At 44.1% G+C, this 16,389-nt stretch carries 15 protein-coding genes and 1 other annotated feature; of the genes, 4 read left to right on the top strand and 11 right to left on the bottom strand.

What is annotated here, in order from left to right:
* Positions 1 to 165 precede the first annotated feature (165 nt).
* The 3 genes from argS to arcA form a co-directional block, all read right to left on the bottom strand.
* Positions 166 to 1,857 carry an arginine--tRNA ligase gene (gene argS, locus ACO03U_RS04950; RefSeq protein ID WP_204686577.1) on the bottom strand — a complete coding sequence of 564 codons (1,692 nt, stop codon included), beginning with the start codon at positions 1,855 to 1,857 and terminating at the stop codon, positions 166 to 168.
* A gap of 124 nt (positions 1,858 to 1,981) precedes the next feature.
* Positions 1,982 to 2,178: a binding site (T-box leader), on the bottom strand.
* A gap of 66 nt (positions 2,179 to 2,244) precedes the next feature.
* Positions 2,245 to 3,261 carry an ornithine carbamoyltransferase gene (gene argF, locus ACO03U_RS04945; RefSeq protein ID WP_204686575.1) on the bottom strand — a complete coding sequence of 339 codons (1,017 nt, stop codon included), beginning with the start codon at positions 3,259 to 3,261 and terminating at the stop codon, positions 2,245 to 2,247.
* A 64-nt stretch (positions 3,262 to 3,325) separates the two neighbouring features.
* A complete protein-coding gene (arcA, locus tag ACO03U_RS04940; RefSeq protein ID WP_204686573.1) occupies positions 3,326 to 4,546 on the bottom strand; it encodes an arginine deiminase in 1,221 nt (406 codons plus the stop codon).
* A 296-nt stretch (positions 4,547 to 4,842) separates the two neighbouring features.
* Between arcA and ACO03U_RS04935 the strand changes: the two genes are divergently transcribed.
* From ACO03U_RS04935 to ACO03U_RS04925, 3 genes are read left to right on the top strand one after another with little or no spacing between them, the layout of a single operon-like run.
* Positions 4,843 to 5,601 (top strand): C39 family peptidase, encoded by a 759-nt coding sequence (locus ACO03U_RS04935; protein WP_204686570.1) that lies wholly within the window; start codon positions 4,843 to 4,845, stop codon positions 5,599 to 5,601.
* Positions 5,602 to 5,660: 59 nt separating this feature from the next.
* On the top strand, positions 5,661 to 6,362 hold the full coding sequence (gene vanR / locus ACO03U_RS04930; protein ID WP_204686568.1) for a VanR-ABDEGLN family response regulator transcription factor: 702 nt from the start codon (positions 5,661 to 5,663) through the stop codon (positions 6,360 to 6,362).
* Entirely contained in the window at positions 6,352 to 7,479 is a 1,128-nt protein-coding gene (locus ACO03U_RS04925; protein ID WP_204686566.1) for a sensor histidine kinase, read from the top strand. Before vanR ends, ACO03U_RS04925 begins: the two co-directional genes overlap by 11 nt.
* 61 nt (positions 7,480 to 7,540) lie before the next feature.
* Here the strand turns inward: ACO03U_RS04925 and tsaD are convergent, their stop codons facing one another.
* The 8 genes from tsaD to ACO03U_RS04885 all read right to left on the bottom strand — a co-directional run bounded on the left by tsaD (position 7,541) and on the right by ACO03U_RS04885 (position 15,756).
* Positions 7,541 to 8,554 carry a tRNA (adenosine(37)-N6)-threonylcarbamoyltransferase complex transferase subunit TsaD gene (tsaD, locus tag ACO03U_RS04920; RefSeq protein WP_204686690.1) on the bottom strand — a complete coding sequence of 338 codons (1,014 nt, stop codon included), beginning with the start codon at positions 8,552 to 8,554 and terminating at the stop codon, positions 7,541 to 7,543.
* A gap of 21 nt (positions 8,555 to 8,575) precedes the next feature.
* Positions 8,576 to 9,046, bottom strand: a complete 471-nt coding sequence (gene rimI / locus ACO03U_RS04915; RefSeq protein ID WP_204686564.1) for a ribosomal protein S18-alanine N-acetyltransferase — start codon at positions 9,044 to 9,046, stop codon at positions 8,576 to 8,578.
* 1 nt (position 9,047) lies between these two features.
* The gene (gene rimI / locus ACO03U_RS04910; RefSeq protein ID WP_204686562.1) at positions 9,048 to 9,596 is read right to left on the bottom strand and encodes a ribosomal protein S18-alanine N-acetyltransferase; all 549 of its coding nucleotides are present in this window, start codon (positions 9,594 to 9,596) and stop codon (positions 9,048 to 9,050) included.
* Positions 9,580 to 10,299 carry a tRNA (adenosine(37)-N6)-threonylcarbamoyltransferase complex dimerization subunit type 1 TsaB gene (gene tsaB, locus ACO03U_RS04905; RefSeq protein ID WP_204686560.1) on the bottom strand — a complete coding sequence of 240 codons (720 nt, stop codon included), beginning with the start codon at positions 10,297 to 10,299 and terminating at the stop codon, positions 9,580 to 9,582. Before tsaB ends, rimI (ACO03U_RS04910) begins: the two co-directional genes overlap by 17 nt.
* Positions 10,300 to 10,558: 259 nt before the next feature.
* On the bottom strand, positions 10,559 to 11,542 hold the full coding sequence (locus tag ACO03U_RS04900; protein WP_204686558.1) for a LacI family DNA-binding transcriptional regulator: 984 nt from the start codon (positions 11,540 to 11,542) through the stop codon (positions 10,559 to 10,561).
* 77 nt (positions 11,543 to 11,619) lie between these two features.
* Entirely contained in the window at positions 11,620 to 13,101 is a 1,482-nt protein-coding gene (gene galT / locus ACO03U_RS04895; RefSeq protein WP_204686556.1) for a UDP-glucose--hexose-1-phosphate uridylyltransferase, read from the bottom strand.
* A 450-nt stretch (positions 13,102 to 13,551) separates the two neighbouring features.
* Entirely contained in the window at positions 13,552 to 14,547 is a 996-nt protein-coding gene (gene galE / locus ACO03U_RS04890; RefSeq protein ID WP_204686554.1) for a UDP-glucose 4-epimerase GalE, read from the bottom strand.
* Between the two features lie 45 nt (positions 14,548 to 14,592).
* The gene (locus tag ACO03U_RS04885; RefSeq protein ID WP_204686552.1) at positions 14,593 to 15,756 is read right to left on the bottom strand and encodes a galactokinase; all 1,164 of its coding nucleotides are present in this window, start codon (positions 15,754 to 15,756) and stop codon (positions 14,593 to 14,595) included.
* Between the two features lie 201 nt (positions 15,757 to 15,957).
* Between ACO03U_RS04885 and ACO03U_RS04880 the strand changes: the two genes are divergently transcribed.
* Positions 15,958 to 16,125: a DUF3042 family protein gene (locus ACO03U_RS04880; RefSeq protein WP_161869169.1), complete on the top strand. Its 168-nt coding sequence runs from the start codon at positions 15,958 to 15,960 to the stop codon at positions 16,123 to 16,125.
* Positions 16,126 to 16,389 lie beyond the last annotated feature (264 nt).

The raw sequence follows: 16,389 nt of genomic DNA, 5'->3' as shown, positions 1-16,389 counted from the left end.
GGTTAAACTTTCTTTTTTTACTTACCCTAACTACTTTTGCAGACTAAGCTAGTTTGCGGGAAGGGATTCAGCTTTTGTCCTGTGAGATTCTTTACCCCGTAATCTACGAAAAAAACACTCTCTGTGCCAAAATTCTGGTACAGAGAGTGTTTTTTTCGTAGTTGTTTACATTTTTTCTGGGGCTTGCAAACCTAACAACCGCAAATCTTCTTTTAAAATGACAGTAACGGCATATACCAAAGCCAAACGAGCATCTTTTTCCTCGTCTTCCGCCAAAACTTTGACGTTAGCATAAAACTTGTTGAAAGCTTGAGCTAATTTAATGGCATGTTTTGCGATAACGGAAGGTTCATACTTATCAGCCGCAGCCAAAACTGTATCGGGATACTGTTGTAATAATTTGATAACTTCCCAACTGTTTTCATCTTGCAAGCTGTAGACAGCCGTGGCATCTGGTGTAAACGCTGCTTTCGTCAAAATACTCATTGCCCGTGCATGGGAGTATTGAACATAAGGTCCGGTTTCCCCTTCAAAACGCACTACTTCTTCTAAATCAAAGTCAAAATTGTTCATGCGGTCATTTTTCAAATCGTGGAAAATCACTGCGCCAACACCGACTTGTTGGGCAACTTCGTCTTTATTGGCCAAAGTTGGATTTTTCTCAATAATTTGGGCTTTAGCTAATTCGGTGGCTTCCATCAAGACTTTTTCCAATAAGATAATCTTTCCTTTACGAGTAGAAAGTTTCTTGCCACCTTGGGTAATCAATCCAAAGGCCACATGAGCAATTTCATCTGACCAATCAAAGCCCATTTCTTTTAAAACGGCTTTTAATTGTTTGAAATGATAACTTTGTTCATTCCCCACAACATAGATCGATTTAGCAAAATTATACGTGCGTTTACGATACAAAGCAGCTGCCAAATCCCGTGTGATGTAAAGCGTCGCACCATCGGATTTTTTGATTAAGGCTGGGTTTAGGTCATAAGCGGAAAGATCGACAATTTCAGCGCCTTGGTCTTCTTTGAGCAAGTGTTTGGCTTCCAACAAGTCAACAATCTCGGTCATTTTGTCATTGTAGAAAGCTTCCCCGTTCATGGAATCAAAAGAAACTCCCAACAAGTCGTAAATCTTGTTGAATTCCTTTAAAGATTCTTCGCGGAACCACTGCCACAAGGAAATAGCTTCTTCGTCGCCTTCTTCTAACTTTTTAAACCAAGCCCGGGCTTCATCTTCTAAAGCCGGTTCAGTTTCGGCTTTTTCATGGAAATCCACGTATAAGCGTAACAGTTCTTTAATGGGATCAGCTTTCACTGCTGCTTCTGACCCCCATTTTTTATAAGCTACGATCAATTTACCAAACTGCGTACCCCAGTCACCTAAATGATTGATGCGAATCGGTTGATAGCCGATTTTTTCCATAATAAAGCCGATTGAATTACCAATCACAGTAGAACGCAAATGCCCCATGGAAATTGGTTTGGCAATATTTGGTGAAGACATGTCGATAGGTACTGTTTGTCCTAGACCAATTGCTGCATCGCCATAATGCTCTTTTTCGCTGATTATTTTGGCTAAAACGCTTTGGGAGATGTTTCCTTTACTCATAAAGAAATTCAGATAAGGACCCACCACTGCGATTTTTTCAAAGGAAGTCCCATCGATTTTTTCAGCCAACTCTTGAGCAATTTGCTGCGGCGCCTTACGGTAAACTTTTGCTAAAGCAAACGCTGGAAAAGCGACATCCCCATGGTCAGCTGCTTTGGGATTTTCTAACAAGCCTTGAACTTGGGCCAGCGTCAAGTCATCTTTGACCACTTCAAAGATAGCCTTTGCCACGATTTCTTTGTTATTCATAGTGATTCCTCCTGATGGTTTTTGATTTTTCCGTTGAACTTATAAACTAGCTGAGTAAATAAATAACTTGCCTTAGTTAAGGCCCTTTGTAGCAAAAAACAAAAAACGTCCCTGATGCCAAAACATCAGAGACGAGAATTTCCCGCGGTACCACTCAACTTTGCCTGCTATTGCAGACCACCTCACCTCTAACGGTAGGCTGCCGTCTGCAAGCAGAAAACTCACAAGTGCGCTTCACGCTGTCTCAAAGATCCGGCTCCCACCTCCCCGGACTCGCTTCGACTTCTCTAACCACGCTACTCTCTTGCTCAACGTTTCATATCAAACTGAGACTTATTATAGCAGAGAAGTCGTGATTTGCCTAGTTGGAAATCTAATCCCTTTTTCTTAGACCCTTGGGATGAACAGATTGCCCAAGGTAGCAGCCATCACGGCTTTAATGGTATGCAGACGATTTTCTGCCTGTTGAAACTGCTTAGCCAAAGGGGCGCGGAAAACCTCATCGGTGACTTCCATCTCAGTAAGACCGAAATCGGCTGCAATTTTTTTACCATAGATTGTTTCTTGGTCATGGAAGGCTGGTAAGCAATGCAAAAAGATGACTTCCGTATTTTCGGTAGCCGATATCAACTCCATATTGACTTGATAAGGGAGTAACTGCTCAATCCGTTCAGCAAACTTATCTTCTTCTCCCATGGAAACCCAAACATCAGTATAGAGGATATCTGCCCCTTTGACTCCAGCTTTGACATCCGCTGTCAGCAATAACTCCGCCCCTGATTTGTCAGCGTAAGCTTGTGCCAACTCGATAATCTCCCCTTCTGGAAATAGGGCTTCCGGGGCTACGATATGCACGTTGACGCCCAAAATCGCTCCTGTAACTAACAAAGAATTAGCGACATTGTTGCGCCCATCGCCAACATAAGCCAAGGTCAGCCCAGTGAGTTTGCCGAAATGCTCTTTAATCGTCAGAAAATCAGCGAGCATCTGGGTGGGATGCCACCGATCCGTCAAACCATTCCAAACTGGTACCCCTGAATACAACGCCAAATCCTCCACAGCTTCTTGACTAAATCCACGGTACTCGAGGCCGTCAAACATCCTTCCCAAGACTTTGGCCGTGTCTTCCACCGATTCCTTTTTTCCCAACTGGATATCTCCGGCACCTAAAAACTCGGGGTGAGCACCCAAATCATTACAAGCTACGGTGAAAGCCGCCCGCGTCCGGGTCGAAGTTTTTTCGAATAATAACGCAATATTCTTCCCTTGTAAGTAGGCATGGGGAATCCCTTTTTGCTTCAAGGCTTTTAGATGGGCAGCAAAATCGATTAGATACATGAGCTCCTCTTTGCTGAAATCCACTTCTTTCAAAAAACTCTTCCCTTGAAATGTTGAATATTCCATGGCGTTTCTCCTTTTTAATGTATATTTATTCATTTTTGCTAGTGTAACACAAAAAGGGAAAAGTTCAAATACTTTCCCGCCAGAAAGGTTGGCTCATACAGCGGGGACCGCCTCGGCCGCGGGATAATTCGCCGGAAGGAATCTCTAAAACCGCAATCCCTGCCTGTCGTAGCAACTGATTGGAAACGTAATTGCGATCGTAAGTGACCACTTTGCCCGGTGCAATAGCTAACGTATTGGAGCCATCATTCCATTGCTCACGAGCTGCCGCAATCGCATCGCCACCACCGGTTGGAATCAAGATCAGCTCCGATAAGCCAAGACTTTTTTTCAAAACTTGTTGCAAATCTCGTTGGGGAGTGATCTGCAACTCCCCCGCTACCAGTTCCATCACATAAATATCCAAAAGTCCCTCTGCTGTCAGAATGGCGGGATGAATCGTAAATTTATCCCGGTCCACCATGGTGAAGACGGTATCTAGATGCATCATCGCTCGTTGATTGGGCAGTTTAATCGCTAAGACTTTAGTAAAACTGCTGGATTGATTGAGAAGATTGCGAGCCAATTGCTCAATCGCTTTGGCACTGGTCCGCTGACTAATCCCCACTGCGATAACCTCTTTGTTTAGCACCAAGACATCCCCGCCCTCAATCGGAGCCGCAAAATCCCGATCCAACCATATCGGTGGTGTTAGCTGAAAATCAGGATGGTAGCGGATCATGTATTCCACAAATAATGATTCCCGTTTGCGAGCCTCATACATCATCGAATTAATCATTAAACCATTTCCGATACAGGCTAACGAATCCCGAGTGAAGTATAAACTAGGCATCGGCTTCAAATAGAAGGGGTTATCCGTATCCCTCGAAAAATCCAATAAAGAGCGACCGCTAACCTGAATCTCATCACTGCGAACCCCAGCCATTACTTTAGCTACTAACTCTGGTGTATCAAAATGCATCAAATACTCAAATAATTCTTGCCGTAAAAAAGGTGAGTAGATTTTCGATTCATCAAGCAAATCTACCACAAAAGGAATCTTGACACCACCAGCTTCAATAGCTTCCGCCGCTAGCTGTTCCAGATAGCAGACGGTGATGCCCTCCTCTCGTAGGAGCTGGGCGAAACAATCATGTTCCTGCTGGATGACTTTCAAATAAGGGATGTCATCAAATAATAATTCGGCCATCGTCGCTGGTGTTAAATTTTCCACTTCGGCTCCCGGCCGTTTTAACAACACCTTCGTCAATTTGCCAATCTCAGAAAAAACCTGTATCGCTGTCATTGCCTCTTGCCTCCTCACTAAAGCGACGCATCAAATTAAAGCGCTCTCTTGTTATTCATTATACCGTAGGAAGGAAGAATTCTCTAAACATAGCTCATTTTAGGGTCTCATTCAAAAAGTCATAAATTTGTAAGAAAGCTGTCAGAAAGAATTGAAAACCAGAGAACTATCATTGGTTATGCTATTCGTACGGACTCAGTAGCCTAAGGTAATAAACGAGCCACTTAAAAGAGAACACAGTGGCTACGTACAAAAACTTTAAGCAAGCTGACAATTTTCAATACGGAGGCAGATTTATGGAAACTCGCAAAAGCAAACTCACTCGCCGTCCCTTGACTCAAAACAAGCGACAACAAGGAAAAAAATGGATGGGCCTCGCAGTTGTATTAGGCTTGTTTTTTCTATTAATTGGCTTTGGTCAGGTGAAAAATGGTTATGGCTCGCCCTTTAAGCTAGTCTTTGGCGACGGGCAAAGGGCTACCAAAGACCTTCTTTTGCCACAAGCTTTTAGCACGACAGCCAATCAAAAACTAGCCACTGATTCCAAAAATGCCAAGCTACCACTGTATCTGCAAACTGACGAACGTTGGGGGGAAGCAGCCTATGGACCTGCCGGGGCCCACAATGATTTGGCTCACAATGGTTGCGCCTTAGCTTCTTTAGCGATGATTGCTTCCTATTGGCAACAGGCTAACGTCACACCAGAAAGGATTTTACAATGGGCCCACAATGATTACTTTGTTCCTGGACAAGGAACCTCTTGGCAGATTTTTGCCGACTATGCCAGTCAAAATGGCTATCACTATGAAAATCTCGGCAACTATTTCAATCGTGCCAAAGCATTTATGAACGAGGGCATCCCAATTATCATTTCAGTCAAGCCCGGGACATTTACCACCACTGGTCATCTCATGGTTTTAACCACCGACAGTAGTGGTGCCCTAAAAGTTTACGATCCCAATGATAGTCCCAACAAAAAACACTACCTCAAGACTTATACCAGTGACGTCTTCATTGAGGAAGGAGTGAATTATTGGGCGTTATGGAAAGAATGACAGTACTAAGAACTTCCCGTATACTAGAGGTAGCTTGCTAATGACAGGAGACCTCAACCATGACTGATATTCTAATCGTAGACGATGAAAAAGAAATCGCCGATATGTTAGCCACTTTTTTGGCAAATGAAAACTACCACGTCAATACGGCCTATAATGGTGCCACTGCCTTAGCGTTGATTAACACTCAGCCACCTGAACTCCTCCTCTTGGATGTGATGTTACCAGACATGGATGGCTTTGCGATTTTACGGGAAATTCGCCGCAATCATTTTTTTCCGGTCTTGATGCTGACGGCTAAAGGGGAAGCCCTGGACAAGATTACTGGTCTATCCTTAGGCGCTGATGATTACATCACGAAGCCTTTCAATCCACTGGAAGTCGTAGCAAGGGTGAAAACACAGCTCCGACGCTATCAAGCCTACAACCCTAGCGCCACTCAACTAGATGCTACAGAGGCACAGCAATACGATCACAATGGTCTTTATGTTTCGCTTGCAAGTCACAAAGTCACGTTGTATGACAAAGAGATCAAGCTAACCCCTTTGGAATTTAAAATTTTGTGGTATCTTTGTGTCCATGCCGGTGCCGTGGTCTCCTCAGAAGAATTATTTGAACAAGTTTGGGGAGAAAAATATCTCGACAATAACAATACCGTGATGGCTCACATCGCTCGTTTGCGGGAAAAACTCCATGAACCGCCACGGCAACCCAAATTTATCAAAACTGTCTGGGGGGTGGGATACACCATTGAAAGCTAAAAGTTCATTAGCCAATAAATTACTGCGGCGTTATTTACTGATTACCCTATTGTTATTGGTTGTCATCGTGGTTATACCGTTAGCCCTTAAATTCCTCTTAGGGATGCGGACCTGGTATTATGACGACCCCTTCTATCCACTACTCAGATTTGCTAACGATCATATACTTATCTTGGTGATTGTTGGGGCACTTTTGATCTGGTTATTGACCACTTGGTTTTTTATAAGACAAGCTGCAGGTTATCTAAATGAAACACTGGGGGCAGCCAAGCAACTGGTCTCGAATCCTGATAAGCCCATCACTTTATCCTCAGACTTAAGGGATTTTGCCAATGAAATGAACCAAATACGTATGGATACCCTTTTTCATCAGCGGGCCGCTAAAGAAGCCGAGCAGAAAAAAAACGATTTGATTGTTTATTTAGCCCACGATTTACGGACACCACTGACAAGTGTCATTGGCTATCTAACTTTGCTAGAAGAAAGCCCAGATTTACCACCTGCCATGCGGGCAAAGTACACTGGAATCACATTAGAAAAAGCCTATCGTCTAGAAAGTTTAATCAATGAATTCTTTGAAATTACTCGCTTTAATTTAGCCACCGTCAGCTTAGTCACAAAAGCAGTGGACCTATCTGTCATGTTGGAACAAATTAGCTATGAATTTCTCCCTATGCTGACGCCCAAAAATCTTTCATGGGAAATGCAAATTGAAGAGGCGATTTGGGTGGATGTGGACACGGAAAAATTTGAACGGGTCTTGGACAACTTGATAAAAAATGCGATCCTATACGCCACTCCCGGTACAGCACTTCGCCTCACATTAGCCCGTAAGCAGAACCAAGGGATCCTGACTCTTGGTAACCAAGGGGCCACACTTCCGGCTGACAAATTGGAACGCATTTTCGAACCGTTTTTCAGAGGCGATAGCGCCCGGGGTACCCAATCTGGCGGAACCGGTCTGGGCTTACCCATTGCCAAAGAAATCGTCGAAAGCCATCACGGGACTTTGAAAGCCGAAAGTGTCGCTAATTATTTTCAAATAGTGCTGACTTTACCTCTCAGCAAAACTTATCAAAATTCCTCGAGGGCTCCCCAAAAAGCTTCCGAAATTTAAAAAACCAGCTTTCCTTGGCTTAACATTGAAGCCGTGGAAAGCTGGTTTATTTTGATTTAGTCTATTCACTAAAACTCAAGCTAGGATCAGCATTCAAGCTGAAGTCTGCCAAGTGTCCTTTTTTCAACTCGATATGAGCGGCAGCGCCTATCATGGCAGCATTGTCCCCGCATAAACGCAGTGGCGGAATCAACAAAGTAGTATCTGGTAATTTTTCAGCAACAGCTGCGCTTAAACCGGTTCGTAAGCCTTGGTTGGCTGCTACACCACCAGCGACAATCAATTGTTTGACCGGGTAAGCTTGGCATGCCCGGATCGTTTTCTCGATCAAAACATCACAGACACTTGCTTGAAAGCTAGCCGCCAAATCGGCGTGGTCAAAGGTTTCGCCCCGCTGTTCGCCATTGTGAACTAGGTTAATGAAGGCACTTTTAAGACCGCTAAAGCTAAAATCAAAATTATCTTCATGGAGCATCGCCCGTGGAAATTGATACACGTCATGACCAACATGGGCCAGTTGATCAATTTCTTTCCCACTTGGATACGTCAAGCCCAACACGCGACCGACTTTATCATAAGCTTCACCAGCAGCGTCATCCCGGGTTTCCCCCACCATTTCATAAGAGCCGTCTTCTTTCATATAGACCAACTCCGTGTGACCACCACTGACTAATAAAGCCATCAAAGGAAACTCCAGGGGGGCGACGTAGCGAGCGGCGTATAAATGACCGGCCATGTGATTGACTGGAATCAATGGCAAGCTATGAGCCCAAGCAAAGGCTTTTGCTGCGGAAATCCCAATCAATAAAGAACCCACTAAGCCAGGACCATAAGTCACCGCCACTGCAGTCAGCTCAGCTGGCGTCACCTCAGCTTCTGCCAAAGCATCGTCAATACAAAGGGTAATCTGCTCCACATGATGGCGACTGGCAACTTCTGGGACTACCCCACCAAAACGTTGGTGGCTTTTTATTTGTGAAGCAACAATATTACTCAAAATTTCAGCACCGTCTTTGATAACAGCCACACTGGTTTCATCACAGCTGGATTCGATGGCTAAAATTAATTCTGGCATTACAGATTCTTTCAATACTACTCACTCTTTCTTTTGCTTAGGTAACTGCCTCATCATGATATAGGCATCTTCAGTCGGATTGTGGTAATAGGCTTTACGCCGGTGAATCATTTCAAAAGCATTCCGGTGATACAACCGCTGGGCCACCAGATTGCTTTCCCGCACCTCTAGGAAAATCCGGATGTCCGACTCAGAAGTTGCAACCAATGCCAACAAGCTGGCTAATAACTTTTGTCCAATCCCCTGACCATGATACTTGCGCGCCACGGCGACATTGGTGATTTCCACTTCATCAAACACTTGCTGGCAACTGATGAAGCCCAGTAATTGCTGATCATTGTAAGCCCCCAAGTAAATCGTGTTGGGATTGGCAAAATCAGCAACAAATTGTGCTAAGTTCCATGGGCTCCCCCCCGGATAGGCAGTCATCGCCAACTGGTAAAGCTCCTCCGTGATGGTTGGGATTGTTTGACTCAGCTGTCTAATTCTCATGTTAGTTGCCATCCTCTAAAAATTTCACCATATCCAAGGCATCTTCATTGGTTTCATCATAGTAGCCTTTTTTAATCGCGCGGGAAACAAAACCCAATTTACAATATAAGCGTTGGGCATCCCGATTGCTGAGTCGAACTTCTAAAGACAGCGTTTCACAGTGATTTTGTCTAGCAAAGGCCTCCGCTTCTTCCAATAAAAGACTGCCTAAGCCTCGGCCTTGAAATGCGGGTAAAACAGCTACGTTGGTGATATGACCATCTGTGCCATGAATGCGACACCCACAAAAAGCCACGACTTTGCCCTTGTCTTCCACACACAAATACAAATGCCGCATCGGTGACGAAAACTCAGAAAGAAAAGCCGAACGGGTCCAGGGCATATTGCCAGCGTAGACCTCTTTTTGGAGAAAAATCAAGGTCTTAATATCTTCATTGGTTAACTGACGCAGCACATAAGGTTGTCCCGCAATCAGACGAACTTGGCGTTCATAGGTTGGGATTTGTTTCGGTTGCCAACGCTGGGTCAAGGCTTTAAATTTTTTCAACATAATCCTCATCTCCCGGCGAGTGAGTGGCTAACCATTTTTCTTCGGCTTCCACTTTTTTCAAATAAGCGGGTAAAAAAGCATCAATGTCAGACACTGGCTGGCTTTGTTCGGCAAGTTGAGCCAAGACGCTCCCATGGGGAACATCCCAAGTCCCCACCGTGTTGATTTCAGCATCCGGTGCCACCTCTGCAATCAATTGGCGGAATTTCTGGGTATCGCTTCCGATAAAGCGGACCTTCTTTTCATTGGCAAAACGCTGAGCTAACTCAGCCATAGCGATATGACGATCTGGCAACACATTTTCCAATATCCCCGCTTGCCAACGATAAACGCCGGCATAGACATTTTGGCGACGAGCATCAAAAAGTGGGATCAGCAGCCCATCATATTCTCTAGCATTTGCCGCAATCACCGCTAAGCTTGAAACACCTACCAGCTCTTTGTGTAAGGTACTAGCTAACGTTTTTGCTGTAGTCACGCCGATTCTCAAACCAGTATACGACCCCGGTCCTTGAGCCACCACGATCCGATCTAGGTCAGCAGGCTGCCATTGGGCTTCTGCCATCAGTTGAGCGATTGCCGGCATCAAGGTCGTACTGTGATTTTTATTATTGGTGGTAATCAGTTCGTTGACTAATTGCCCCGCTTCAGTCAACGCTACCGTCAACGCCTGGTTTGATGTATCAAATGCCAATACTTTCATGCTACCCATCCTTTGAATCAAAATATGTATAAAATCAAGAAGCCACTGCCCGCTCTTTATTTGCAGGTGACTCTTCCCGAAAATTCGTCTTATAAACCGCCCTATTTTAGCACAATGAAAGGAAAATGAAAAGAGACAGTACTTTTCATACCGACTTTTACCATCCTTCTGACTGCTCTAAGCTTTAGCATATCATAAGAAACTGGTGATTCGCTAGTCTAGCTAGCAGCCACCAGTTTCTTAAAATAATCCGGATCGGTTAGCGAGTGGAGGCCCGTAAAATCAGTTGGGTACCAATCGTAATTTTACGAGGCACCGGCGCTTTTTCTCTGGCAATGTCTGCCATCGTCGCCAGCGCCAGCTCCCCCATCCATTCCGTTGGTACATGCACCGTTGCTAGCGGTGGACTCACGTATTTGGCCACTGAAACATCGTTGAAGCCAATCACGGAAATATCTTCTGGAACGCGCAGTCCCGCTTCTTGAATCGCCCGCAACGCCCCTACCCCTAAGGCATCACTTGAAGCGAAAAGTGCCGTCGGAAGTTCTTCCGCCTCAGCTAAGAAAGTTTTCATGGCTTGATACCCACCATTGACGGTAAACGCCCCTGCCACCATCAAGTGGGGATCAAATAAGCGCAGTTGTTGCAGTCGCTGTTGGAAAAAAGCTTTCCGAGGATCCTCGATTTGATTGCGATTGCCCTTAGTAAACTCAATACCCGATAACAAGCCAATCTTTTCGTGACCGGTTTTAACGAAGTGATCCAACACCAAATCTACTGCCTGTCGGAAATCGACCACCAATGAATCTTGTCCATAAGGCATGCCATCAAAATCAACTAACAGCAGCGGTTCATTCATTTTTTGTAGACTTTTGACTTGTTGGGCATCAAATTTCCCCAAAGCAATGATACCATCGGCTTGCTCATCAGAAAGCTCCTCCAAGTTTTCTTTTAGGAGTCGCACATTCAACTCCTCGGCCTTTTGCTCAATCCCTAAGCGAATCGCAAGGTAATACAAATCCGCCAGTTCTTCCTCGGAATCGTACCATTGAATTAGACGAAAGACTTGGTTTTCCACCTTTTGCTTCTTTTTATGTTTTGTATAGTTAAGGGCTTCAGCGACTTCAAAAATCCGTTGTTTCGTATCTTGTCCTACAGAAAGCTCCGGATCGTAGTTGAGCACTCGCGAAACCGTAGCGGGTGATACCCCCGCCTTGGCAGCAATATCTTTAATGGTAGCCATCTCTACACCTCCCTTGCTTTCTCTCCAATGCCTACCCTTTCAGTATCATGTTCTCCACCAGTCGGCCTCAAAACTACTTATAATGTTTCGATAAACCGTTGGAAGGCCGCCTGTCCGTTGGCATCTCGTTTGAAGACGCCCGCATGTTCTAAGACAGTAGCAAAGATGACGCCGACCTCTTTTTGGATAATTGCTTCGACGTTTGCCGCCGTAAACTCATACTTCTCCTTCATTTCATCAGCCCAAGGTCGATGCATTTCAGCAATCTCATTTGGTTGCTCTAGGACATATTTCTCGACTTCTTTTAGCTCCGTGGCCAAACGTGGTGGCAACACTGCTAAGCCCATGACTTCAATTAAACCGATATTTTCTTTTTTGATGTGTTGTACTTCAGGATGTGGATGAAAAATACCATCAGGATATTCTACTGAAACATTATTGTCCCGCAAAACCAAATCGATTTCAAAGCGTTCCCCATTCCGACGAGCAATTGGAGTAATCGTATGATGTGGGGTACCGTCTTCTGAGTAGGCTTTGACGGCGACGGATGGATCAGAGTAATTCCGCCATTGCTTCAGAATATATTCCGCCGCATCCACCAATGATTTAACCACCGTACCACTCAGGCGAATGACTGACATCGGCCACTTAACAATCCCGGCTTGAACATCTGCAAACTGTGGCAATTCAAAGGGTGTTTCAACTTTTGCTTCCGCCATCGCGAAGGTATGCCGGCCCCCTTGGTAATGGTCATGACTCAAAATTGAGCCGCCGACAATTGGCAAATCCGCATTCGAACCCACGAAGTAATGGGGCAAGACTTCAATGATTTTCAACAAACGCTCAAAGGTCTGCCGAGAGATTTTCATCGGACGGTGTTCGTCACTTAAGATGATACAATGCTCGTTATAATAAGCATAAGGAGAATACTGGAAGCCCCAACCTTCCCCATCCAAATTCATGCGAATAATTCGGTGATTGGTCCGAGCTGGATAGTTTAGGCGGCCTTTATACCCCTCATTTTCCATACACAACATACATTTTGGATATGCCACCGTTGCAGCGTTGCGTTGCGCTGCGATTTCTTTAGGATCTTTTTCTGGTTTCGACAGGTTGATGGTGATTTCTAATGTGCCATATTCCGTCTCAGCTGGAAAGACGATATTTTTAGCAATTCCACGAGTTTTGATATAATCATTGTTTTTACACAACTCAAAGAAATAATCCGTCGCTTCCACCGGATCGTTAGCATAATGTTGCGCAAACAAGGCATTGACAACAGAAGGAGGTGGAGTCATCAAATCCATCAGCTGGGCTTCGAAAATTTCTTGTTCAGCTAAGGTTTTCCCAATCATTCCATTAGCCTTAGCGGTGGCTACTAATTCGTCCATCAATTCAACGGCCGTCGCAGTCGGCATTTTGACTTCTGCCTCTGCCATAGCATCTTCACCAATCATACCCAACACGCGATTTTGCAAATACAAGCGGTCCATATCCATCCAGCCACCAGCTTTGATGGCCAGAGTAGTGAAATCAAAAATCGTTTGACTCAAAGTCATTTACATACTCTCCTTTCACGACCAGAATCAGATACTAGTCGTCTAACTAACACTTCGTTCAAATAAAAAAGCCGATTGGCCATGTTTCCGGTAAATCCCTGGGGTTGTTGTAGGACCGGTAAAGGCCAACAAAAAACAGTTACCCTTTTGCTAGCTTATCTTAGCGTTTATGGCTTAGACGAACTGTATGGGTCATGTTTCTGATAGCTCTTGCCGAAGTCAAACACGGTTTACGTTTGACATTTTTTGATCCAGCTACAGTTATTTCAATTCCTAGATCGCTGAAATTCACCATTTTTGTGCCATGGAAAAAACCGTATAAAACTCTCTATAAGCCTTGATAAAACGGGATTTCACACAGAGTAAAACTTATAAAACCTTAGTCTATAAGAAGAAACCGGCATCACCTGGAGTTTGCCATGGACACCGGTTTTCTTCAATCAACTTCCCTTACTTTTTATCATCGTAGCCATTTGGATGACTTGCATGCCAGTTCCAAGCGGTGCGGATAATTTCTTTGATATCGGTATAAGCCGGTTCCCAACCCAAGACCGTTTTGGCTTTTTCACTAGCAGCTACTAATTTTGCAGGATCGCCTGCTCGACGTGGCGCAATTTCAGCTGGAATTTCTTTGCCAGTCGCTTCTCTAGCAGCATCTAACATTTCTTTCACTGAATAGCCATTGTTGGAGCCTAAATTAAAGACATTGGAGTCATTGCCAGCTTTTAAATATTCCAACGCTAGGATATGAGCAGCAATCAGATCTTCTACTTGAACATAATCGCGGATACACGTACCGTCTGGTGTATCATAGTCATCGCCGAAAATCTTCAAGGCTTGGCGTTGTCCCAAAGCCACTTGCAAGATGATTGGGACTAAATGCGTTTCTGGATCGTGGTCTTCACCAATTGATGCGTCGGCTTTGGCCCCAGCCACGTTGAAGTAACGCAATGCTACGTATTTCATCCCGTATGCATTGTCACACCACTTCATCATTTTTTCCATCATCAGTTTGCTTTCACCGTATGGATTTTTCGGATTTGTGGGCATATCTTCAGCAATCGGCACCACTTCTGGTTCGCCATAAGTCGCAGCAGTCGAAGAAAAGACAATGTGTTTAACATCATGGGCATGCATCACTTCCAAAAGCACTTGCATACCATAAACGTTGTTGTTAAAGTATTCCAATGGTTTTTCAACCGATTCTCCCACCAAGGAAAAGGCAGCAAAATGCATCACACCATCGATGGTTTCTTGCTCAAAAACGTCATTCAAGAAAGCTTTATCGCGGATATCCCCTTGATAAAATTTTGCGTCTTGATGCACGGCGTCTCGGTGTCCTGTGAACAAACTATCCACCACCACTACGTCATAGCCTTTGTTAATCAATTGATCCACTGCATGGGAGCCAATATAACCAGCTCCCCCTAAAACTAAAATAGCCATTTGTTTTTTCCTCCTTTAAAATCCTCAACTGAAGTATTCCTTCAATTATTTCAATTTACGAGCGCCATCATCAATGCTAGCTTTGTAAATATCGGTACCATAACCAATTTTATCGACATAAGCTTGTTTGACATTATTGACAAAAGTATCCCATTGGCTATCTTTCACTAAAGCGATGGCACAACCGCCGAAACCAGCCCCAGTCATCCGCGCCCCAAGAACACCTTCTTGGGCTTGAGCAGCAGCTACCAACGTATCCAACTCGATACCCGTCACTTCATAATCATCCCGCAAAGAAGCGTGGGAAGCATTCAGCAGTTGACCAAATGTCGCCAAATCACCAGCCACCAAAGCATCTTTGGCTTGTAACGTCCGTTGATTTTCCAAAACTGCGTGTTTCGCCCGTTTGATCAGGGTTGCATCGCCAATCACCTCGGTATTTGCCATAAAGGTTGCTTCATCCAAATCTCCCAAAGAATGAATTGCTAATTTGGTTTGCAACAAGCTCAAAGCTTTTTCACATTCGGAGCGGCGTTCGTTATATTTGGAATCCGCCAGTTCACGACGTTTGTTGGTGTTCATGATTGCTACCACATATTCGCCAAATTCAGCTGGAACCAAATCGTATTCCAAGGTATTGGTGTCAAGTAAAATGGCATGGTCTTTTTTACCCATCCCGATAGCAAATTGATCCATGATACCAGAGTTCACGCCGATAAATTTATTTTCGACCCGTTTGCCGATTTCCACTAAATCAATCATTTTGACATTTAAGCTAAAGAGATCATTTAGGATAACGCCTGTCAACAATTCGATTGAAGCGGAGGATGACAAACCCGCGCCATTAGGAATGGTACCATAAAAGACCACATCTAAGCCAGTCTCAATGGGATATCCGTCGGCTTTCAAGAACTTCATCATGCCTTTCGGATAGTTGGTCCAATCGTCTTCTTTACGAAATTCCAAGTCATTGATGGAAAACTCGATAACGCCTTTATTCGGGAAGTTTTCGGAATACAAGCGAACCCGGTCGTCTTGCCGTTTTTTGGCTAATCCATACGTACCAATGGTAATGGAGGCTGGAAAAACATGGCCGCCATTGTAGTCGGTATGTTCACCAATCAAGTTGATCCGGCCGGGAGCAAAATACTCGCCAGTAGCTTCAGTAGCAAACTTTTCTTTAAAAATAGCATGTAGATCTTTATCCATTATAAACACCTCTCTGATTTCATTTAGTAAATTTATTGTAAAACATTTACTAAATTTTAGCAAGAGCTTTTTTTCTGCTTGCCAATTACTTAAATTTCTTATTAAATACGGCTTATCCTAGCTTCAAAAGTGTTTTCACTTTCCATTTATAACAGCTTCCGTCATAATGAAAGTATCAAATAGGTATTCGAGGTGAAGATGATGAAAAAATTTCTATCTGGACTTTTAGTAGGTACGGCAGCTACTGCAGCAGCCGTGGCTGGTTTAGCGGTAGCTGTCAAAAAACAGGTCATCGATCCCATCGATGAAAAAGAAGCCATGATTGAAGAAAATCGTAAAAAAGCAGCCCGCAAACGCATTGCCCGCTAATCAATGGCATCAGAAGAGTTCAAAGTGAACTTAACGCAATCAAAAAATCCAGAACCTAACTAGTCAGACTAGTTGGGTTCTGGATTTTTTATTCTAAAATTAGCGCCCTGTTCACAATCCTTACTCCAACAATGCTTTCAACCCGCCTTGGTTTTCTTCATTAAACCTTTTTCGTGCTATCAAAAAACAGTAAGCGGGAAATAATCCAACGCATCGACAAATAGCCCTAGTCTCACTAAAATTTAGTGAGATTAGAGCTATTTT

The sequence above is a fragment of the Enterococcus diestrammenae genome (genome assembly GCF_049384045.1).
Classification (GTDB): Bacteria; Bacillota; Bacilli; order Lactobacillales; family Enterococcaceae; genus Enterococcus_C; species Enterococcus_C diestrammenae.
The sequence above is the reverse complement of the archived record's forward strand: the minus strand, read 5'-3'. Positions and strand labels throughout refer to the sequence as shown.